The organism is Sphingomonas sp. (genome assembly GCF_036387595.1).
Classification (GTDB): domain Bacteria; phylum Pseudomonadota; class Alphaproteobacteria; order Sphingomonadales; family Sphingomonadaceae; genus Sphingomonas.
This window is the reverse complement of the sequence record NZ_DASVTL010000122.1, coordinates 25887-45440: the sequence shown is the minus strand read 5'-3', so window position 1 is coordinate 45440 and position 19554 is coordinate 25887. Positions and strand designations below refer to the sequence as shown.

At 64.9% G+C, this 19554-nt stretch carries 20 protein-coding genes; 9 read left to right on the top strand and 11 right to left on the bottom strand.

The window, feature by feature from the left end:
* Positions 1-615: 615 nt before the first annotated feature.
* The 4 genes from rpsI to VF643_RS15515 form a co-directional block, all read right to left on the bottom strand.
* Entirely contained in the window at positions 616-1179 is a 564-nt protein-coding gene (gene rpsI, locus VF643_RS15530; protein WP_331044295.1) for a 30S ribosomal protein S9, read from the bottom strand.
* Entirely contained in the window at positions 1179-1658 is a 480-nt protein-coding gene (gene rplM, locus VF643_RS15525; protein ID WP_331044398.1) for a 50S ribosomal protein L13, read from the bottom strand. The genes rpsI and rplM overlap by 1 nt, the downstream gene beginning before the upstream one ends.
* 143 nt (positions 1659-1801) lie before the next feature.
* Positions 1802-2842 carry a COX15/CtaA family protein gene (locus tag VF643_RS15520; RefSeq protein ID WP_331044294.1) on the bottom strand — a complete coding sequence of 347 codons (1041 nt, stop codon included), beginning with the start codon at positions 2840-2842 and terminating at the stop codon, positions 1802-1804.
* Between the two features lie 31 nt (positions 2843-2873).
* Positions 2874-4367, bottom strand: coding sequence for a tryptophan halogenase family protein (locus VF643_RS15515; protein WP_331044293.1), 1494 nt, complete (start codon positions 4365-4367; stop codon positions 2874-2876).
* Between the two features lie 107 nt (positions 4368-4474).
* On the opposite strand from VF643_RS15515, the gene VF643_RS15510 reads away from it, so the two are divergent.
* From VF643_RS15510 to VF643_RS15500, 3 genes are read left to right on the top strand one after another with little or no spacing between them, the layout of a single operon-like run.
* The gene (locus VF643_RS15510) at positions 4475-4861 is read left to right on the top strand and encodes a MerC domain-containing protein (RefSeq protein WP_331044292.1); all 387 of its coding nucleotides are present in this window, start codon (positions 4475-4477) and stop codon (positions 4859-4861) included.
* 34 nt (positions 4862-4895) lie between these two features.
* Positions 4896-5213, top strand: a complete 318-nt coding sequence (locus VF643_RS15505) for a DMT family transporter (RefSeq protein WP_331044397.1) — start codon at positions 4896-4898, stop codon at positions 5211-5213.
* A 60-nt stretch (positions 5214-5273) separates the two neighbouring features.
* Complete coding sequence (locus VF643_RS15500; RefSeq protein WP_331044291.1) at positions 5274-5447, top strand: hypothetical protein; 174 nt, start codon at positions 5274-5276, stop codon at positions 5445-5447.
* Between the two features lie 126 nt (positions 5448-5573).
* Here the strand turns inward: VF643_RS15500 and VF643_RS15495 are convergent, their stop codons facing one another.
* Positions 5574-5714, bottom strand: coding sequence for a hypothetical protein (locus VF643_RS15495; protein WP_331044290.1), 141 nt, complete (start codon positions 5712-5714; stop codon positions 5574-5576).
* Between the two features lie 373 nt (positions 5715-6087).
* Here VF643_RS15495 and VF643_RS15490 point away from each other — a divergent pair, with 373 nt between their 5' ends.
* The 3 genes from VF643_RS15490 to VF643_RS15480 all read left to right on the top strand — a co-directional run bounded on the left by VF643_RS15490 (position 6088) and on the right by VF643_RS15480 (position 8694).
* Positions 6088-6348 (top strand): hypothetical protein, encoded by a 261-nt coding sequence (locus VF643_RS15490; RefSeq protein WP_331044289.1) that lies wholly within the window; start codon positions 6088-6090, stop codon positions 6346-6348.
* Positions 6345-7589 carry a type II toxin-antitoxin system HipA family toxin gene (locus tag VF643_RS15485; RefSeq protein WP_331044288.1) on the top strand — a complete coding sequence of 415 codons (1245 nt, stop codon included), beginning with the start codon at positions 6345-6347 and terminating at the stop codon, positions 7587-7589. The genes VF643_RS15490 and VF643_RS15485 overlap by 4 nt, the downstream gene beginning before the upstream one ends.
* Positions 7590-8124: 535 nt before the next feature.
* Positions 8125-8694 carry a hypothetical protein gene (locus VF643_RS15480; RefSeq protein ID WP_331044287.1) on the top strand — a complete coding sequence of 190 codons (570 nt, stop codon included), beginning with the start codon at positions 8125-8127 and terminating at the stop codon, positions 8692-8694.
* Between the two features lie 155 nt (positions 8695-8849).
* Here VF643_RS15480 and VF643_RS15475 read toward each other — a convergent pair whose 3' ends face one another.
* From VF643_RS15475 to VF643_RS15455, 5 genes are all read right to left on the bottom strand, one after another.
* A complete protein-coding gene (locus VF643_RS15475) occupies positions 8850-9407 on the bottom strand; it encodes a MobA/MobL family protein (RefSeq protein ID WP_331044286.1) in 558 nt (185 codons plus the stop codon).
* 247 nt (positions 9408-9654) lie between these two features.
* The gene (locus VF643_RS15470) at positions 9655-10254 is read right to left on the bottom strand and encodes a hypothetical protein (RefSeq protein ID WP_331044285.1); all 600 of its coding nucleotides are present in this window, start codon (positions 10252-10254) and stop codon (positions 9655-9657) included.
* A gap of 15 nt (positions 10255-10269) precedes the next feature.
* On the bottom strand, positions 10270-10554 hold the full coding sequence (locus tag VF643_RS15465) for a hypothetical protein (RefSeq protein ID WP_331044284.1): 285 nt from the start codon (positions 10552-10554) through the stop codon (positions 10270-10272).
* Positions 10555-11007: 453 nt separating this feature from the next.
* Complete coding sequence (locus tag VF643_RS15460; RefSeq protein ID WP_331044283.1) at positions 11008-11838, bottom strand: hypothetical protein; 831 nt, start codon at positions 11836-11838, stop codon at positions 11008-11010.
* A 280-nt stretch (positions 11839-12118) separates the two neighbouring features.
* Positions 12119-12709, bottom strand: coding sequence for a hypothetical protein (locus VF643_RS15455; protein WP_331044282.1), 591 nt, complete (start codon positions 12707-12709; stop codon positions 12119-12121).
* 392 nt (positions 12710-13101) lie between these two features.
* Here VF643_RS15455 and VF643_RS15450 point away from each other — a divergent pair, with 392 nt between their 5' ends.
* From VF643_RS15450 to VF643_RS15440, 3 genes are all read left to right on the top strand, one after another.
* A complete protein-coding gene (locus VF643_RS15450; protein ID WP_331044281.1) occupies positions 13102-14025 on the top strand; it encodes a hypothetical protein in 924 nt (307 codons plus the stop codon).
* An 85-nt stretch (positions 14026-14110) separates the two neighbouring features.
* Positions 14111-17644 (top strand): class I SAM-dependent DNA methyltransferase, encoded by a 3534-nt coding sequence (locus VF643_RS15445; protein WP_331044280.1) that lies wholly within the window; start codon positions 14111-14113, stop codon positions 17642-17644.
* Positions 17641-18564 carry a DUF5655 domain-containing protein gene (locus VF643_RS15440; protein WP_331044279.1) on the top strand — a complete coding sequence of 308 codons (924 nt, stop codon included), beginning with the start codon at positions 17641-17643 and terminating at the stop codon, positions 18562-18564. Before VF643_RS15445 ends, VF643_RS15440 begins: the two co-directional genes overlap by 4 nt.
* Positions 18565-18600: 36 nt before the next feature.
* Here the strand turns inward: VF643_RS15440 and VF643_RS15435 are convergent, their stop codons facing one another.
* Positions 18601-19503, bottom strand: a complete 903-nt coding sequence (locus tag VF643_RS15435) for a DNA N-6-adenine-methyltransferase (protein WP_331044278.1) — start codon at positions 19501-19503, stop codon at positions 18601-18603.
* Positions 19504-19554 lie beyond the last annotated feature (51 nt).

The following is a 19554-nucleotide window of genomic DNA, read 5'->3' as shown; positions in this document are numbered from 1 at the left end:
TCCAGACGCCGCTTCGACTTCGCTCAGCGGCTCTCAGGACGAACGGTTTAGACTGAAATCTCTTGCCAACCTGCGCCAACTAGAGTCGTTCGCGGCCAGGTTTCCTCCCCTCCCCTTCAGGGGAGGGGCTGGGGGTGGGGGCTCTCCACGAGCGATACAGCCTGCGGAAGCCCCCACCCCAACCCAGTGCCGGGTCGGCCAGGCCCCCGGCCTGACCTGAACCGCGCGGGGCGCGGTTCACCCGGCACTCCTGAAGGGTAGGGGCTATCGCGTGTCAACGTGGTCGCAAACGACTCTAGGACCAGCCGAGCCTCGCCTTCCGGCATCTGTTCTCCTGCGAAAGCAGGACTCCACAGCCACCGACGGTGCGACCTGCCATCCTGGACTCCTGCTTTCGCAGGAGCCCAGTAGAGAAGGGAGTGATGCCAAACCACTCCGGGGCGGGGATGAAGCCGTGCTGACCGACCACCCATTATCCCATAAGGTCGGGCCGTGGGGGCGATTTGATCTCCGTGAGATCGACCCGGCCCTGACGGCAACAGGGCGGCCCGTCGCCGGACCGCCCTGGTAGACTATCGCGTGCGGCACCGGATGGCGTGCGCCATCCGACGTCCGTCAGCGCTTGGAGAACTGGAAGCTGCGGCGTGCCTTGGCGCGGCCGTACTTCTTGCGCTCGACGGTGCGGCTGTCGCGGGTCAGGAAGCCGGCGGCCTTGACGGGGGCGCGCAGGATCGGCTCGTAGCGGGTGATCGCCTGGCTGATGCCGTGCTTCACGGCGCCGGCCTGACCGGAAAGACCGCCGCCCTTGACCGTGCAGACCACGTCATACTGGCCCTCGCGCTCGGTCACGCCGAACACCTGGTTGAGGACGAGGCGCAGCGTCGGGCGTGCAAAATACACTTCCTGGTCGCGGCCGTTGATCGTGATCTTGCCGGTGCCGGGCTTCAGCCAGACGCGGGCGACGGCATCCTTGCGGCGACCGGTGGCATAGGCACGACCCTGCTTGTCGATGATCTGCTCGCGCAGCGGCATCGTCGGGGCGGCTGGCTCGGGCGTGTTGCCGGCGAGATAATCCTCGGCCTGGGGAGCCGATGCACCGCCCGAGGGAGCGACTGCAGGTGCCGGGGTCGCCTGCGTCAGCGCGGCGAGATCGGCGAGGGACTGGCGGTTGTCGGTCATTATGCGCCCACCTTGTTCTTGCGGCTCATGCCCGCGATATCGAGGACTTCCGGATTCTGGGCGGTGTGGGGATGCTCGGTGCCCTTGAAAATGCGCAGGTTGCGCATCTGCTCACGGCCGAGCGGCCCGCGCGGAATCATCCGCTCGACGGCCTTTTCCAGCACGCGCTCGGGGAAGCGGCCCTCGAGCACCTTGGCCGCGGTCACGCCCTTGATGCCGCCGGCATAGCCGGTGTGCTTGTAGTAGATCTTCTTCTCGGCCTTGTTGGACGTAAAGCGAATCTTGTCGGCGTTGATGACGACGACATTGTCGCCGCAATCGACGTGCGGGGTAAAGGACGTCTTGTGCTTGCCGCGCAGGATGTTGGCGATGACCACCGCAGCACGACCGACGACGAGATTCTCGGCATCGACGATATGCCATTTCTTTTCCACCTCATGCGGCTTGGCCGACTTGGTGGTCTTCATGAGCGCCTTCATGGGGCTGACCTTTCGGATTTCAAACGAGCAGCGCCGCCCTGGCGGACGGCGCGAACGGACGGCCATTGCCGCCGGCGTGGCCGAAAGTCAAGGAAAGTGCGGCTTTGCTGACGGGTATCCCGTTACCCGGCGCGAAGACCGGCTCACCGCGCCCGGTTGCTGCCCAGGGCATGGGCGGCGCAGACGGTCGCGATCAGCAGCAGCGCGGCATTGCCCTGGTGCGCGACCGCCAGGTCGATCTGCACCCCCGAAAGCAGGGTGGCGATGCCCAGCAGCATCTGCACGACCACCAGCGCCACGACGATCAGCGCGGTACGCGGCGCCCCCTGCCACGCCCGCACCGCGAGCCAGGTCAGCCCGGCGGCGGCGGCGAAGGCGAACCAGCGATGGATGAACTGGACGACGAGCGGGTTGTCGATCGCGTTGCGCCACGCCGGATCGGCCATCGGTACGCCGGCCGGGAACAGCGCGTCGCCCATCAGCGGCCAGCTGGCAAAGGCATAGCCCGCGTCCAGCCCCGCGGTGAAGGCACCGTAGAGCAATTGCACGAACAGCAGCGCCAGCGCCGCCAGTGCGGGCGCGCGCAGCCGCGCCGGTGCCGCCGACCGGTCCCGGTGCAACGCCAGCAGATCGAGCGCGGTCCACACGATCCCGGCGAGGATCGTCAGCGCGGTCAGCAGATGGACCGCGAGGCGGACGTGGCTGACGTCGGTCCGCACCGCCAGGCCGGAGGCGACCATCCACCAGCCGATCGCACCTTGCAGCCCGCCCAGCGCCAGCAGCGCGGTCAGCCGCCAGCCATATCCCGCCGGAATCCGCCGCCGGATCGCGAACCAGACCAGCGGCAGCGCAAACGCCAGGCCGATGACGCGGCCCAGCGCGCGGTGCAGATATTCCCAGAAGAAGATCGCCTTGAACCCCGCCAGCGTCATGCCCGCGTTGATCTGGCGATATTCGGGGATGCGCTTGTAATTGGCGAATTCGGCCTGCCATTGCGCGTCGTTCAACGGCGGCACGATCCCCGTGACCGGCTTCCACTGCGTGATCGACAGCCCGGAATTGGTCAGCCGGGTGATCCCGCCGACGACCACCATCACCACGATCAGCGCCGCGACCAGGATCAGCCAGCGCGCGACGGCACGCGGGCGGGCGGGCGAAAGAAAGGCGGCGCTGGCTTGAAGCATATCCGCCGATTACGCCTTTCGCAAAGGCGCGTCACCCGGCAAGTTGGGCGAGCGCATCGGCATGATCGGGGAAATTTCCACCGCAACGGGCGAGAAAATCGGCGAAGTCGGGGCTGGCAGGAGCGGCGGCAGCGGCGGGGCGATCGGGAAAGACGCCATAGCCCGCGAGCAGACACCCCCAGGACAGTGGCGCATAATATCGCGCGATGTCCTGCGCCGCGATCTCCCGCACCAGATCGCCGCCGGTGAACCAGCAGGTCATGATCGCCTTCAGCGAATCGGAAAGCCGGTCGTTGGACGTCGCGTCGCGCCAATACGGCGTGTCGCTGCGCCGGGCGAGCCGGTAATGCGCGACGATATAATCGCGAATGCCCTCCAGCCGCGCCGCGATGCTGGCGTTGAAGGCGGTGCGATGCCGGGCCGTGAAGCCGCCGTCGGCATAGCTTTGCACGAAGGCCTCGATCGTCGTCTGCACGACATGGAGCGCGGTCGCCTCCAGCGGCTCGACGAATCCTTGCGCCAGGCCGATCGCCAGGCAATTGCCGGTCCAGCTCGTCTCGACGCGCCCGACCTTCATCGACAGATGCCGCGCGGCCACGTCCGCATCGCCCAGCCCGAGATGCGTGCGAAGCTCGCGCTCGGCGGCGCCGGCATCCAGATAGCGCGAGGAATAGACATAGCCGTTGCCGGTGCGCGAGGTCAGCGGAATGTCCCATGCCCAGCCCGCCGACAGCGCGGTCGCACGCGTTGAGGGGCGGGGGCCGCGGGCGCCGGGCGGGGTCGGCATGACCACCGCCGAATCGTTGAACAGATTGCCGGCGAACGGCAGGAACCTGACGCCGAGCGCACCCTGGGCGATGACCGAGCGAAAGCCGCTGGCGTCGACGAATATGTCCGCCCGTATACGATCGCCGCCATCGAGGACGAGCGCCGTCACCTCGCCCGTATCGACTTCGACCTCAACAACCCGCCGCGCGAGATGCGAGACCCCGCGGCGCCCGGCGTGATCGCGCAGGACATGGCCGACGCGCAGAGCGTCGAAATGATAGCCATAGCCCGCCGCGAAGGGAAAATGCGGGGGCGGCAGCGGCGCCTTGCGGTGGCGGGCGAGCCAGCTGTTGAGAAAGAACCCGTCGGGATGCGCAGCGACGTCGCGCCCCGCCCGCCGTGCGGCGGCGGCGCGGTGAAAGGCGGGTTCGGTATGCAGGTCGACCGCATTGGCGAAGGGATGGAAATAGCGTTCGAAGCCGGGCCGGTCGGACCAGCCGGCGAACTCTATGCCCGCCTTCCACGTCGCATCCGCCCCCGGCATCCATGCGGCGTCCGCGATTCCCAAGCCGGCGAACAGATGCGCGAGCTGCGGGGTCGATCCCTCGCCGACGCCGATTATGCCGATCTCGGGCGATTCGATGACGGTCACCTGCGCGGCGGGCCAGGCACGCGCGACGACGCACGCCGCCATCCACCCCGCGGTGCCGCCGCCGAGGATCGCGATGCGCAAGCCCGCGCCGTGGGTCTGATCCATGCGCGATACTTGGTCCATCACCCGCGGCCCGGCAAGAACCCATGCGACCGCCCGCGCAGCCACGACATGAGATATTGTATCTAAACCTTTGCTGGTCCATATGGCTCATGATGATCGTACCCGCAGGCCCCTCCCCCCTTCTCGATCGAGTCGGGATCGCGCTCTCGGGACTGTGCGTGGTCCATTGCGTGGCGACGTCGATCCTGCTCGCCCTGATGTCGGCGGCCGGCGACGTGCTGGGTGCGCCGATCGTCCATGAGGTGGGGCTGGCGCTCGCCATCCTGCTCGGCGTCGTCGCGCTGGGGCGTGGCGTGCTGGCGCATCGCCGGCTGGTTCCGCTGGCGCTGGGCGCGGCGGGCGTCGGCCTGATGGGAACCGCGCTGGCGGTGCCGCACGGCGCGGGCGAGGCGATATGGACGGTGGCCGGGGTCGTACTGCTCGGGACCGCGCACGTCCTCAATCGCCGCGGTTGCGTGGACGCGGCACACCGCTAAACCGGCGCGGGCCATCGCCCGCGGGAGCCGAACGATCGCCTGGATTATCCTGATCGCCGCCGGACTGCTCGAGGTGGTTTGGGCATCCGCGATGAAGCAGAGCCAGGGCTTCACCCGCCTGGCCCCCAGCATCGTGACGATCGTGGCGATGATCGCCAGCTTCACGCTGTTGTCGATCTCGATGAGGACGCTGCCGCTGGGCACCGCCTATACGATTTGGACCGGCATCGGCGCGGTCGGCGCCTTCGTCGTCGGCATCACCCTGATGGGCGAGCAAATCAGCATCGCCCGCGTCGCCGCCGCGCTGACGATCGTGACCGGCCTGGTCGCGCTGAAAATGTCGTCGCCTTGAAAGGGCGCCGCACCGCAGACCGCGAAGGCACGCGGGCAGCGTCGGCATTGGGCTTTGACAATGCGCGACGCGGTCGAGCATGGCGCGAGCGCAGGGGGCGGCATCGCCGAGCAGATGTATCAGCGCGAACACGGCGTGCGCCCGCGCATCGCATCGGAGGTCGTGCTGCGCGAGCGATTGGCCCAGGCGGCCACGGCTGCGCTGGCGCGAGCATTTGCTGCTGACGGGCGCTAGGCCGGCGTCGGAAAATCTCGACGATATCGGCCCCGGCGTTGCGCGGTGAAGTTCGCCTGAGTTGCGGCGAAGTCGCTCTACCCGGCCCCCTCACCCTGGAGGCAAAGATGACCGGATAGAAACGACTTACGTGGTGGGCGTGGCAAGGATTGAACTTGCGACCCCTGCGATGTCAATGCGGTGAAATACGCCGGATTCCGGGTTGTTGTTCAATGGGTTGGCCGTAACGGAGGGTTCGCCTGCCCAGTATTTGCCCAGATCGCTCATCGGTCGCGACTCCTTCGATTCAGATTCGCACTTTGGTCGCGCTCGGTCAACGACCGGATTTGGCGACAGCAGCCGATGGCGAACAGCGGAGCGCCGGCAAGCGGCATATCTGTCTCCGCCCGTAATCGGTTTCGCATGATCGTTGCAATTTGTAATCGATCTCGCACGACGAAGCCGGAAAATAAGCGTTCTCGCACCATCGTAAGCGATTTCGTCTCAACCACTAACCGCGAACGCTTGCTGACCACATCGTCCAAAATTGGACGATATAATTGACATTTGCATGATTATAGTCCACATATGGACAGTGTTACAGACGCCGCTCGAATTCGCCGCTACGCTAGGTCAACGTATTAGGGTCCGGCGGCTTGGTATGAACTACACACAGGCTGACGCCGCTGCCCGAGCCGGCGTCGCCTATCGCACCTGGCGCCGGCTGGAGAGCGAGGGCAAGGCGTCGATCGAAGATCTGGTCCGTGCGGCGATCGCGCTGCGTTGCGAGCGCGACCTCGCCGCGCTGTTTCCCGAGCCTGCCGCCACGTCGATGGACGCACTGCTACAACAGCAGCGGGCGGCGCAGGCAGCAGCGCCTAAGCGTCGCCTGCGCGCGCCGTCATCTAAGGCATCGTCGTGAAGCTCGCGCCCGGCACCCCACTGGAAATCGGCTTGCTTTTAAACGAAGGCAAGCCTTCCTCGCCCATCGGCCGGCTCGCGATGGCCGGCGGATTAGCGCAGCTGGAATGGTCAGCCGAGGTGATCGACGCGCAACAGCGGATCGATCCGTTACTCTACCCAACGGAACCCGGCCTGCAGGCCGCACGCGGCCGGAATTTTGACGGGTTGCACGGCTTCCTCGCCGACAGCCTGCCCGATGCCTGGGGTCAGTTGCTGATGAAGCGGCGGCTGGAGAAGCTGGGCATCCGGCTTGCGACCCTGACCGCCGTTGATCGGCTTGCCCTAGTCGGCAACGGCGGCCGCGGCGCCCTGGTCTATCGACCGGCCACCACGCCTGCTGAGGAGATCGACACGATCGATCTCGACGCGCTGGCCGAGCAATCGCAGGGTGTGTTGCTGGGTGAGGACACTGACCTGATCGACACGCTGGCCAGATTAGGCGGGACGTCTGGTGGCGCCCGACCAAAAGTGAGCATCGGCATCGCCGCCGACGGCACGCTCGGCCAGAACGCCGCTGCCGATGGCAATGACGAATGGATCGTCAAGTTCCGCGCCACAGTCGATCCGATCGACATCGGCCCCGTCGAGGAAGCCTATGCTCGAATCGCACGCGCCGCGGGGATCGACATGGCGCCCTCGCGGCTGCTGCCGGCCAGAGACGGCTTCGGCTATTTCGCGACCTGCCGGTTCGATCGCCCGTCACCGGGCCGCCGCCTGCACATGGTATCACTGGCGGGCGCGCTCGAGGCGCTCCCCGACGTGCCAAGCATCGATTACGATGGCCTCCTGCGCGCGACCTCGGCGATCACCCGCCACGCCGGCGACGTCGAGCAGGCCTTCCGCCGAATGGTATTCAACGTTCTGGCGCACAATCGCGACGATCATACGCGACAGCACAGCTACCTGATGGATGCCGACGGCGAATGGCGCCTTGCTCCCGCTTACGACCTGACCTTCTCGAATGGCCCGGGCGGTGAGCACTACCTCGCCGTCGAAGGCGAAGGCCGCGCGCCGACCCGGACGCAGGTTGTGACGCTGGGCCGGCGGCACGGCCTGTCGGATCGAACGATCGCCGAGATCATCGACGCGGTACGTCATGCGCTGGCCGACTGGCCGGTGATCGCCACGGAACTCGGCGTGACCGCGTCACGTGCCGAGATCGACGGCCGGCTTGCTCACATGGCCGCTGTATTCGGCTGAGCCGCCTTAAGCGAAACTGGCGCTGAGCGAAATGGCGGTTGGGAAACAGAGGCCGTCAACATACAATAGCTTCATGGTCGCGTCCGCCCATTCCGATGTCATGCCGGCATTGCGCCGCCTCCCGCGATTGAACGTGGCAGCCATCGATGCCATCGGCACGGTGCTCGCGCTTGTAGGGCGGATGCTGCCCACCGCGACAAGGGGCTTTGCTCATCTCATCGCGTCAGCGGCGATGCTCATCATCGGCATGGTTCTGGCGCGACTGCCGCAAGGATTGCGGCCCTGGAGGGCGACAGCACGCACGCCGGCAGCCCACCATCGCTGGCTGGTCGCTTCGCCAGCCCGGTGGGCAGCGCCCTAGCCGATCTGCGTCGTCGTCGCTCAACCTGAGCGGCGCTACCGAGATCTCCGGCAGACGCCGAGATCTTCATGACAATGTCGGCGCACTGAACGTCCTGCATCAGGTGTACGTCCTGAACGGCGTGAACATGCTGGATGAAGTGAACGCGCGCCGACCCGCGAAGCGAAGTGACGTATGAAAACGAAGGACGAATGGGTGACCCCGGAACAGGTCACCGAGGAATGCGAAAAGCTACTCGCCGAAGGCAAGCCGCTCCACGCCATCAACGCCAACATGGTCGTCGACCGTCTGGGGACCAAGGGTCGCGCGACGGTCTACAAATATGTTGGACTTTGGCGCACCAGCCAGTTGGGCGCGGCACCGTTGCCGCCGTTCGTGCTCAGTGAGGACAAGGGGCGAAAGCTCGTGGCGGTCTTCACCAGCCTGCTGGGAGAGATCGTCTACGAAGATCGACAGGCTGCAGCCGACCTCGTCGCAACGGCCGACCACCGTGCTGCGACGGCAGAGGCTGACAAGCTCAGCCTGTTGGTGAGTTTGGAGGCGACCGAACAGGAGCGGGACAATGCGCTTGAGCAATTGCGCGCAGCCAATGAAGTGATCGAGCACGTTCGTATTCGAAGCACGAAGCAGGAGGTGCTGGCCGCCACGTTCCGCCAGGAGCGAGACGACTTGCTGAAGCGCTATATGCAGCCGGGGCCCGCCCCTCAGCCGGACGTGGCGAGCGACGAGCCGCGGATGATTTAGTCGAGGAGCCCGGACTGGTTCGCCGGTCCGGGCTCCTCGCATTGGCCGTCGATTAGAAATCGACGGGACAGCGTGCGGAACGCGCGTGCGATCCTCTGGCTAGTACTGCTTCGGGACCGCAAGCAGATCGCGCGCCCACAATCCTCTTTGTTGACCTAAGACATGATCGGCAGCGTGGACCATCGAAGACCCGCCTGCGCCATGAGGCTGGTCGTCGCGCACCGCTGTCGCCACGCCGCGCCCAGTCGTCTCTGCTGCTCCGACGAGGCGATCCAAGCCGGGTGACGCTGCCCCTTTGCCGCACCCGCCTTCCAGTGTCGTGCGGTGACGATGGCATGGCCGTGAGGTGATACCAGCCAATCGCTGCTCTCACCTTGCAGGGAATGAAGAGCCCAGGCCACCGCAGCACCGTTACGAACGAGCTCGCGCTGGAGGAAGCCAGTAAACATCCAGCGCCAGTGCGACGGGGACACCGTCTCCGGAATCTGCGCCATGACGTGCCAGGCGCTGACGGCGGTCGGATCACCGGTCGCGAAAGCCGCTTCGTCGGCATCCTGCCAAATCCGGTAGCCCTCGGTCGCCCACAGCGGGGCGTTGGCCGGCAGTAACAGACCGGCACCTCGCAGCTCGCAGCGGCGATCTGCGAACCTGGCGGGCATGGGGCCGAACCGATCGGATACATCCGAGTCCCGCCAGATGTAGGCGGTGTGCACGTAGCCGTTTTGTAGGCTGGCATCCGGTGAACGAGCCGCCAGTCTTCGGAGATCGGCCTGACCTTGAAGTCGATTGCGTCGGGCGGGCGGCGATCACGCGGCGGCGACGCCAAGAGAATACGACGAGTGTCGGCGAGATCGGCTTGAGAGATGTACATTGGCGTGTCCTTAAAAGCGACGACGCCGCCCGGATCAGGGGGGCGTCGTCGAGAGCGTTGTTGAGCCACGATGCTGATGGTGAGGGGTGTCAGGCGGCGATGTTGAGCCGCTCGTGCGGGATGGCGTCTTTGAAGGTGCCGCCCGGCGGCACCCAGACCGATCCCTCCACCCCAAGCGGTGCAATCGTCGCGGCCGCGTGCCGCCAGCGACGCCATGCGATCTCCTCTCCTTTTGCCCTGCGGTGTTTGGGCGGCAGCTTGGCGCTGGTGAGGAACAGCCGGGGACCGATCAACCAGCGGCAATCATCAGCGAGCAGTTGGATCGGCGCCGCTTCGTCCGGGGCGTACAGACGCACGTTAGGGATCCATACGACGCATTCACTTTCGCGGATCGCGAGAGACACGCCGAGCGGCTCGTTGGTGTCCAGGGTGAAAGCTACGTGAATGAGGTCAGTCCCCTTCGCGGCCGCGATCTTCGTCAGTTCCATCGCTTCGAAGATGTTGCGCGGCGTGCTCGAGCACCACGCCGTCGTGTGGAACGGCGGCGCGTAGGGCGGGTAGTTCATCAAGGTGCGTAACGCGAAGCACCAGTTCTGCGCCATTGTGAGATACGGTGAGGGCATTGTCGTCTCCTGTTCGATCGTGGCGGCCTGCGAGCCGGGGTTTTTCCGCTCTTCAACGGACCCCAAGCCTCCTGCTTCGGGTCAGGGCACGCTGCCGGCCTGCGCCACTCCATTCATGTGCTGGCGGCGAAGGATCCAGGCGTCGGTTGCAGCCTCAGCGTCCATCCCGGACGCGCCCGCGGTTCGAACGAAGACTCGCCAGATCGCCAGCGCCTCGTCGGCGAGATCGCGACGGAACTGGTCGATGGCGCCGACTGACCAGGCGCCAGTGACCGCGTCCACGTTCCAGATCGGCGCGTAGATCGCCATGTCGGCACCCACGTTGGCCAGCGTCGGTGCGCCCGCACCGCCATGCCCCAGCGCCATATCGACGACGCCGCCGTGCAGCAGGTGGTGGAGCCTTCCGGTGAATTGGTGGGCAATGGTGGGTGTGCATTGGCGGCGGCGTCCAGCAGCGCCGGCACGAGCATGTGATCGACGTTCCAGCCGATCAGCACCGCATGATCCGGCAGGCGGGCGGTGGCCCATCCGAGCAGTGCGCTTTCCGGCTCGCCGGCCGAGATGGCGTGAGCGCGTCGCGCGAAGCGCCAGCGGCCCTTGCGAAGCTCGGCGATGAACAGCGCAATGCCGATGAGATGCCGACCAACGGCGTGAACACCATCGGTAGAGGCTGGCATTGCAACGGTCGCGGCGGTGACGGTGATGTAAGCGGGATGAGTGATCATGCGTGCTCCGGTGGACACACGTCGTCGCGCCACCGGCGTTGCCGGCAGCGGATGACGAAGTTGATGGATGAGCCGGGCTTTGTCGCCCGGCGGATCAGCGTGCGCTGGCGGCGAAGGCTTGCTCGTCACGCTCCTGGGCGAGCCGACGTTCGGCATCGGCTGATGCCCTTGCGGCGCGCAAGCCCGGCGCATTTGCCAGCGCCCAGCGGGCCGGCGGGCACTCGGCGAACCCTCGAAACGGTTCGAACGCGGGCGTCGTCTGCAGCCAGACGGCGAAGTCCGCCAGCGGCAGCGCCATTTCGCTCGGATCAGCGTTCTTCCACGCGGCCCAGTGCAGCCAGCAAATCCACGTGGCGATCACGTCTTCGCAGACGTAGCGCATGACGGCGTCAACATCGCCTGCTCGCCACAGTGCGCCGACGTCGCATCCGTGGGTCGACGTCTTCACCGGGATCTGTAGGGTCTCGCAAACGGCCGCCAGCGACAGCGTACGGGACGAACCATAACCGGACATCTGATCAGCCAAGTCGCAATGGATCGTGTCGTAGCGGCCAGCCTGAGCCTGCCGCGCCAGGCCTTCGAGCCCGAAGATTTGGTGGGACATCGCCTGGATTCGAAGAACCGCCAGATCGAAGCCCTTCGAATTCCAGCCGATGCCCACCACTCCGGCCGGTAGGCAGGTATCAACCTTGCGATAGAACCGCTCCTCTTCACCGGGGCGGCAGACCAGCACGTCCAGCTGGAAGTCGTGGCTGCCATCGGCGGCGCGCGTTGCGGCCAAGAACGCCGCCGTCACCGGTCGGTGCTGAGGGATGGGAGGGAAGCCCCCATCAGCGGGCTCATGATCTACGATCGTTTCGATATCGAACGCGACCACGCGCCCGGTGGGGTGATCGTCGCGGGGACGCTGTTGCCAAATACCCATATGCTATTCCTCGTGTCGAAGGGCGCACCGCCAAATGGCGGTGCGGATCGACCGGAGCGGTGGCCGCGACATGCAGCTTTTCCCCAACTCCTGATCGATCACGAAGCCCGCGAGCAAAGAGGTTCTACGCAGGACGAGCAGCGACCTGAGAGGAATGGCGCAGAGTAACTGCCTCCACAGCGCGGCGAGCAACATCTCGCATGTTCTGGCTTTTGGCCGGTAACCTGCGCCAACTCGACAGCAGTTCCGGCTCGACTACGCACCTCTCCGCTTCTTCGACTTAATCGCGTTCCGGCATCCGAAAGGCGTTCCAGAATGGATGACGCTTTCCGCCCGGACCGCGCATATCCGCAGCGGTGCGAATGGGCGGCAGCGCCTCGAGGCGTTGCTCGACTTTGCGGCGGATGTACCGCGCGATCGCCTCGATCTCGACGGGGGTAAGAACGGTGTAGTTGCCTCGCGCCACGCCATGTCGGTGCAGGGCGTTGATCAGCGGACCATACTCCGCGCTATCATCTTCCTGCCGCTCCGCAGCGTCCTGCTCCAGCCAACGGCGACGCTCCGCGGCATCGACTTCCGCGATCATCTGGTCGGCCAGCTCGATCGTGACGATGTGACCGAGTGCTGCCGCGAGTGGCTTTTCAAGTTTGCGGATCGCATTGGCCCGGTCTGTCCGGAGGCGGTCGCGGGTGTCGTCCACGTAGGTTTGTACGCGGAAGGCGTTAAGGAGCATCCGCCGCGCTGGCTCTCCGGCGGCGCTTAGCCGGTCGCCGTCGTTTGCGCGGATGCGGGCGAGCGCATCATCGATGACGCTCCATCGTCCATTGAAGCGGCGAGCGAGGTATTTGAGGGCGGTGGTAAGGTCCTTCACGATTTATCTCCGACAGTGTCGGCTGTTATATGTTCGCTCATTGTTCGCGCCAAGCGAACGCTCCGAAGCCCCGATGCGGTCGAAGACGCAGCAGGGCGCCCGAGGACGCCGCGCGTCCGATCAGAGGCGCACCAGCGCCGACCCAGACGAGTGCAGCGAGGACACCCGCCCCGACGGGGCGGCGCAGCAAACGTGACCCTACCCGTCACGTTTGCGGTATTGCGCCTGAACAATTGACCGCCACGGAGGCGTTGGAAATTGGACTTCAACGAACGAGAGCGCTATTTTCCAACGCTCTCTAGCCCTTGACCGTGGCCAGTCGGGTTTTCCCATGCTACGATAAAAATGTAGCCCTTATGCCGCTATTTGTAAGTTCCAACGGAGTGGATCGCGTGAGGAAGTCGAACGCCTGGCATGCCACGCGCGAGGCGCAGGCCAGTTGGGAGCTACGCGAACGCTTCGAGGAGCTGTTCGAGGCCGCGGCCGCGTGGCGCGATCATGGCGATTTTGATCGCCTGGACGCAGCACTGGAGATGCTGAGGGATCATCCCGGCCCTCATACCGGCTTTCCTCCGCTGGACGGGAAGATGTCGCGTGATCAGCGGGTAGCCACGCTAGCCGCTCGGTATGTCACTGTCAGCCGGTTCGGGGACAAGGTGCGGCAGGTTGCTAACGAGATCGACGTTCAGCGACGGGAGATTGGCGACGAGCTTCGAATTGCAGCTTCTGAGCAGGGCGGTGTCCCTGAATATGAGCGGGAGTTGCTGCGGCATCTCCGGACCGAGAAGATCGGCCAGGCCGACCTGCATCCCGTCTCGCGCGCCTTGGGGCGCATGGTCGCGCAGACCATCCGCGACTTCAACGACGGACGCCGGCCTTCCAAGAGCGCCGCGCTGCCAGACAGCTATTCGGATCATCCGGTCAGCAATTGGGCGGCGTTGCCGGCGATGTTCGCGGGTGTCGAGCTGGTCGAACTGTCGCCCGATGACGCAATGTGGCCCGAGCCGTTTCCCCTGCCTCCGTCGACCGATATTGCGACCTTTACGCCGGATCGCGTTAGGCCGCCCCTTGGAAGGGATCGCCTCGAGACGGTCGGGGCATGGAACACGATCATTCAGGGATGGGCAAAGCGGACCAACAAGTCCGTCACCGGCATGCAAGGTCCCGTTTGGGCGTTGTTGTTGGCTCATCGCATGGCGGAGGACGACTCGGATTTGAGCCGCTTCAACGGCATGGAGGTCCAGTCGCCTTGGAGCCGAAACGGTGTTGTCCGGATCGAAGTGCTAAGCGAAGCCCCTGATGATGTACCTTATTGACCGATCAGCGCCCTCCAGCCTGATTGCTGGCGATCATCGACAGCAATGAATTGCGCCCGAACCGTTCGCCGCACTAGATGGCGTGATGGGGGACGCAGTCGAGACATTCATCGCGCACTGGCGCGATACCGGCGGGTCCGAGCTCGCCAACACGCAGAGCTTCGTCAACGGTCTGTGTGCGCTGATCGGTGTCGCGCCGCCGACGGGCAGTCGCACCGATGACACGCACAACGACTATGTGTTCGAACGCCGCGTGTTCCAGGACAATGGCGACGGCAGCGCCAGCTTCGGTCGGATCGACGCCTACAAGCGCGGAACCTTCATCCTCGAGGCAAAGCAAGGCAGCGACGCCGATCGCGCGGCCGCCGCGCGGGGCGAGGACGACCTCGACCTGTTCGGCCAGACCGCCACCGCTCGAATGAAGCGCGGCACCGCCCGCCGCGGCACTCCGGGCTGGGCCAAGGCCATGGTGCAGGCCAAGGGACAGGCCGAGCGCTATGCCAAGGCGCTGCCCGTCGACCACGGCTGGCCGCCGTTCCTGCTGGTCACCGACATCGGATATTGCATCGAAGTCTATGCGGACTTCAGCGGCACCGGGAAGGCGTACGCCCAGTTCCCTGACCGGTCACGCTATCGGATCATGCTGGAGGACTTGCGCGATCCCGACGTGCGGGAGCGACTGGCGGCAATCTGGGATGCGCCGTCCAGCCTGGACCCGTCGGCGCGTGCGGCGCAGGTCACGCGCGACATCGCCGACCTGCTGGGGACCGTCGCCCGACGGTTGGAGAAGCGCGGCCACAATGCCGAGCGGACCAGCGGCTTCCTGATGCGCCTGTTGTTCACGATGTTTGCCGAGGACAGCGGGCTGATCCCCGAAGCGAGCTTCACCGCACTGTTGAGGCAGCAGCGCGCGCAGCCGCAGCACCTGGAGCACCAGCTGACCGCGCTGTGGACCGCGATGGACCGCGGCGACTTCTCTCCGGCGCTCGGCGTGCCGCTCAAGAAGTTCAACGGCTATCTGTTCAAGGATCGCAGCGCGATCCCGCTCGAAGCTGAGGAACTTGACGTGCTGATTCAGGCAGCCGAGCATCGTTGGACCGAGGTCGAGCCGGCGATCTTCGGCACACTGCTGGAACGCGCGCTCAACGCGAAGGAGCGTTCCAAGCTCGGCGCGCACTACACTCCGCGGGCCTATGTCGAGCGGCTGGTCGGTCCGACGCTGATCGAGCCGCTGCGCACCGACTGGGCAGGCGTCCGCGTCGCCGCGACCGAGCTGATCGACCAAGGCAAGCCCGAAGAGGCGCGCAAGGTCGTCGAGGCATTCCACGGCACGCTGGCGCGTACCCGGGTGCTCGACCCCGCCTGCGGAACCGGCAACTTCCTCTACGTCGCGATGGCGCGGATGAAGGAGCTGGAGGGCGAGGTGCTCGACCTGCTCGTTGATCTGGGCGACGACCAGTATCTCGCCGAGCTGACCGGCCACACCGTCACGCCCGAGAACTTCCTGGGTATCGAGATTAACCCCCGCGCGGCGGCGATTGCGCAGCTGGTGCTGTGGATCGGCTATCTGCAGTGGCACTTCCGCGTTAATGGCACCGACCGCCCGCCGCCCGAGCCGATCCTGCGCGACATCCGCACGATCGAGAACCGCGACGCGCTGATCGACTGGGACGACCGCATCGTCGAGCGCGATGACCACGGGGCGCCGGTGACGCGCTGGGATGGCGAGACGATGAAGTCGCATCCCGTCACGGGGAAGCCGGTGCCCGACGAGACGGCGCGGGTCGAAGTCTACCGCTACGTCAACCCGCGTGCTGCGAAATGGCCAGCCGCAGACTTCATTGTCGGCAATCCGCCCTTCATCGGCGGAAAGGACGTCCGCGATCGGCTGGGCGGCGGCTATTTCGATGCGCTGTTCCGCACGACCGACGTGCCGGAAAGCGCCGATTTCGTGATGCACTGGTGGGACCGTGCGGCGACCGCCGTGCGCACGCGCAAGACGCGCCGGTTCGGCTTCGTCACCACCAACTCAATTACCCAGCTGTTCAGCCGCCGCGTCATCGCCAAGCACCTCGACGCGAAGGACGCGGTATCGCTGCGTTACGCCATCCCCAACCATCCGTGGATCGACGAGAAGGATGGCGCCGCGGTGCGGATCGCGATGACCGTAGCGACCAAGGGCAAGGGGGAAGGCCTGCTGCTTTCGGTCGTCGACGAGCGGCATGCCCCAGACCGGATCGACTTCGCCCAACGGGCGGGAGTGATTGGCAGCGACCTGCGTACTGGCGCAGACCTGACAGCGACGGTGCCGCTGAAAGCCAACGACCGTATCTGCTCGCCCGGTGTGAAGCTGCATGGCGACGGCTTCATCGTCACGTCTGGCGAGGCTGCGACCCTAGATCCGGCGTCGGTGATGATCGCGGAAGGGCGAGGCCAGACTGCGCCACGTGTGCGGACGGGGCTCGGCATCGAGCCGCAGGTGATCTTCGACTACCGCAACGGCCGCGACTTGGCGTCACGCTCCCGGGGCGTGATGGTCATCGACCTGTTCGGGCTGAACGAGGCGGCCGTCAGAGATCGCTATCCGGCAGTATATCAGCATTTAATTGGCGCTGTGAAACCGCAGCGCGATGGGCAAGCTGGCAAAAGCAGCACCGCCGACGCCCGCAAATATGCCGAGGAATGGTGGCTGTTCGGCAAAACGCGGCCGGAAATCCGCCGCGCGCTAGCCGGAGTTGATCGCTATATCGCGACAATCGAAACGGCAAAGCACCGAGTCTTCCAGTTCCTGCCGGCGTCCACACTGCCGGACAACATGCTGGTCTGCATCGCGACAGCCGATGCGTACCACTTGGGAGTGCTGTCCAGCCGCTTTCACGTCCCTTGGGCGATCGGGAGCGGTGGCCGGATGGGCGTGGGCGACGACCCGCGCTACAGCAAATCCCGCTGCTTCGACCCGTTTCCCTTTCCGGCCAGTGTGTCTCACACAGTCAAGGATCGCCTCCGCGCCGAAGCCGATTCGCTCGACACACTGCGCAAGCGAGTGCTCGCCGAACATCCCGATTTGTCGCTGACCAAGCTCTACAACGTGGTCGAAGCGCTGCGCGCTGGTCGGCCGCTCACCGACGTCGAGCGCGGGATCCACGATCGCGGGCTGGTGACGCTAATCCGCCAGCATCACGATGCGATCGATGCCGCCGTCGCGCAGGCCTATGGCTGGGGTGCTGAGCATGCAGCGGGGACGCTCGACGACGAGACGGTCCTCACCCGCCTAGTGGCGCTGAACAAGGAGCGCGCGGCAGAAGAGACCCGCGGGTTTGTTCGCTACCTGCGTCCTGAGTTCCAGGACCCGGGCTACCGTGCGCCGGTCTCGACCTCGCTCGACCTAGGCGACGCCGCCGCGATGCCGGTCAGCAATATCATCCCTTGGCCCCCAACCCTGCCCGAACAGGTCGGCGCTGTGCAGTCGATCCTTGCCATCGCAACCGTGCCGATGGCAGCTGGCGACATCGCGCGCAGCTTCAAAGGCAAGCGCGCGGCCACGGTTCGCCCGGTACTTGATGCCCTGGCCGGCCTCGGGATGGCCCGCCGACTGAACGATGGACGATACGCCGCATGAGTGACCTGAAGCTGTTTCGCACCACGTCAGCGGGTGTCGCTGAAATATCCGGCGGCGCGATGGCCTTGGAAAAGTCGCTGCAGACGCTGTTCGAGACAAATCTCGAAGCGTTGCTCGGCGTGCGCTTTCTCGCCTCCGAGTTCATCACCAACGAGAACGGGCGAATGGACACGCTCGGCATCGACGAGAACAACGCGCCGGTGGTCATCGAGTACAAGCGCGCCTCGAACGAGAACGTCATCAACCAGGGGCTGTTCTACCTCGACTGGCTGATGGGCCACCGGAAGGATTTCGAGTGGCTGGTGATGGAGAAGCTAGGCAAGGAGGTCGCCCAGAAAGTGGACTGGCCAGGATCACGGCTGATCTGCGTCGCGGGGGATTTCCAGAAGTGGGATGAGCATGCGGTCAAGCAGATGAACCGCACGATCGATCTGGTGCGATATCGCCGATATGGCGACGACCTGTTGCTGCTGGAGCAGCTGACCGCGACAACGGCGAAGCCGGCGTCCGGCGTCACTTCAGAGGCAGCTTCGTCGGTGTCTTCAACAGGGTCGGGAAAGAAGTACAAGACGGTCAGCCAACAGATTGCCGAGGCGTCCCCGGGGCTGCTCGATCTGTACCATGCGGTCGCAGACCATCTGCAGGCACAGGGCGACGACGTTCAGACCAAGACCACCGATTTCTATGTCGCGTTTCGACGGCTTAAGAACTTTGCGTGCGTCGAGCTGCGCAACCAGTTGGGCAAGGTCTTGGCCTACGTCCGCATCGATCCCGGGACGCTCGAGATGGAGTCCGGCTTCACCCGCGACATGCGCGAAATCAATCATTTCGGCACCGGCGATCTCGAGATCACCATCCAGTCGATGGCCGATCTCGAGAAAGCCAAGCCGCTGTTCGACGCGGCGTATCAGAACGGCTGACTCTGTCCTTCAGCGCTTGGCACCACGCTGACGGAGCTACGCTAAATTCGCGATCGGAGTTGGCCCGGCCGAAGGACTGCAGAGAACGGTCCAGTTGGAAGCGTTAGGGGCAAACGGAGCGACGCAAGAGAGCGGACCATAATCCTTAGTTGCTTCAAGCGAGCTAGCAGGAGCTTTTTTGATGCGACCCGACGCAGCTTGGCCTGGCAGCCACCATGCGCCTGAAACGAGTTCGGCAAAGCGCATCCTTTGCTGATCCGTGGCACCGAACATGACAAGCATCGTAGCGACCTTTGTTCCCTCGGATGTTCCATCTTTCTTAAAGAAACAGGGGCGCCCTTCGATAAAGTATAGGTCGGCCTCCTTGATTAAGGTGCTATGGAAAAACTTGGTATCGGTCTTGGCGGGCACGAAGCACACCACCGTGCGCACGTTCCCCATCAGCCACTGGTCGTAAGCTCGCCTAACCCATTTGTCCTGCTTGGACCAAGGCGGGTTGACAAAAACCAAGTCCCCGGACCAATTATCTCGAAGGCCATTATGTCCTTGGCGAACATCCAAATACGCTCTCGGTGTCACCGCGCTGTCTTCGTGCCAGCAAGGATCAAAATCAATCTGACCAAGGCTATCCTCGATTGCGCGAATGAAGTCTGGTGACGTAAAGCGATCGTCAGTCTCGTTCTGCTTAACTTCTTTCTGCCGAAGATTTTCAGCCTTCTCTTCCTTTTTGGCTTCGGCTTTACGACGCCGCTCATCTTTTCTCTGATCCACCGCCAGCTTTTTAGCGGTTTTGGCACTCAAGGAGGAAGTCGCCCCTCTGACCCGGTGGCGCGGCGGCCTTTTGCCCGCCGCATCTCGAGATGCTGGGTTCGCCGATACGTTCGCAGAAACCGCATCCGATGCGGCACTGCGCGATACTTTCTGGGCAGGCATGGTCATTCGGGTCTCCTCTTCGAGTACAATTGAAGAGACCGTGAGACCTGATGGTCT

Excerpts from the sequence above, each read along its gene's own strand:
- VF643_RS15480 (WP_331044287.1), top strand. The coding sequence starts at position 8,125 with ATGAAAACGAAGGACGAATGGGTGACCCCGGAACAGGTCACCGAGGAA.
- VF643_RS15515 (WP_331044293.1), bottom strand. The coding sequence starts at position 4,367 with ATGGATCAGACCCACGGCGCGGGCTTGCGCATCGCGATCCTCGGCGGC.
- VF643_RS15500 (WP_331044291.1), top strand. The coding sequence starts at position 5,274 with ATGCGCGACGCGGTCGAGCATGGCGCGAGCGCAGGGGGCGGCATCGCC.
- rplM (WP_331044398.1), bottom strand. The coding sequence starts at position 1,658 with ATGAAGGCGCTCATGAAGACCACCAAGTCGGCCAAGCCGCATGAGGTG.
- VF643_RS15460 (WP_331044283.1), bottom strand. The coding sequence starts at position 11,838 with ATGGGTATTTGGCAACAGCGTCCCCGCGACGATCACCCCACCGGGCGC.
- VF643_RS15445 (WP_331044280.1), top strand. The coding sequence starts at position 14,111 with ATGGGGGACGCAGTCGAGACATTCATCGCGCACTGGCGCGATACCGGC.
- VF643_RS15440 (WP_331044279.1), top strand. The coding sequence starts at position 17,641 with ATGAGTGACCTGAAGCTGTTTCGCACCACGTCAGCGGGTGTCGCTGAA.
- VF643_RS15520 (WP_331044294.1), bottom strand. The coding sequence starts at position 2,842 with ATGCTTCAAGCCAGCGCCGCCTTTCTTTCGCCCGCCCGCCCGCGTGCC.
- VF643_RS15435 (WP_331044278.1), bottom strand. The coding sequence starts at position 19,503 with ATGACCATGCCTGCCCAGAAAGTATCGCGCAGTGCCGCATCGGATGCG.
- VF643_RS15465 (WP_331044284.1), bottom strand. The coding sequence starts at position 10,554 with ATGGCGCTGGGGCATGGCGGTGCGGGCGCACCGACGCTGGCCAACGTG.
- rpsI (WP_331044295.1), bottom strand. The coding sequence starts at position 1,179 with ATGACCGACAACCGCCAGTCCCTCGCCGATCTCGCCGCGCTGACGCAG.
- VF643_RS15510 (WP_331044292.1), top strand. The coding sequence starts at position 4,475 with ATGATGATCGTACCCGCAGGCCCCTCCCCCCTTCTCGATCGAGTCGGG.
- VF643_RS15490 (WP_331044289.1), top strand. The coding sequence starts at position 6,088 with ATGAACTACACACAGGCTGACGCCGCTGCCCGAGCCGGCGTCGCCTAT.
- VF643_RS15495 (WP_331044290.1), bottom strand. The coding sequence starts at position 5,714 with ATGAGCGATCTGGGCAAATACTGGGCAGGCGAACCCTCCGTTACGGCC.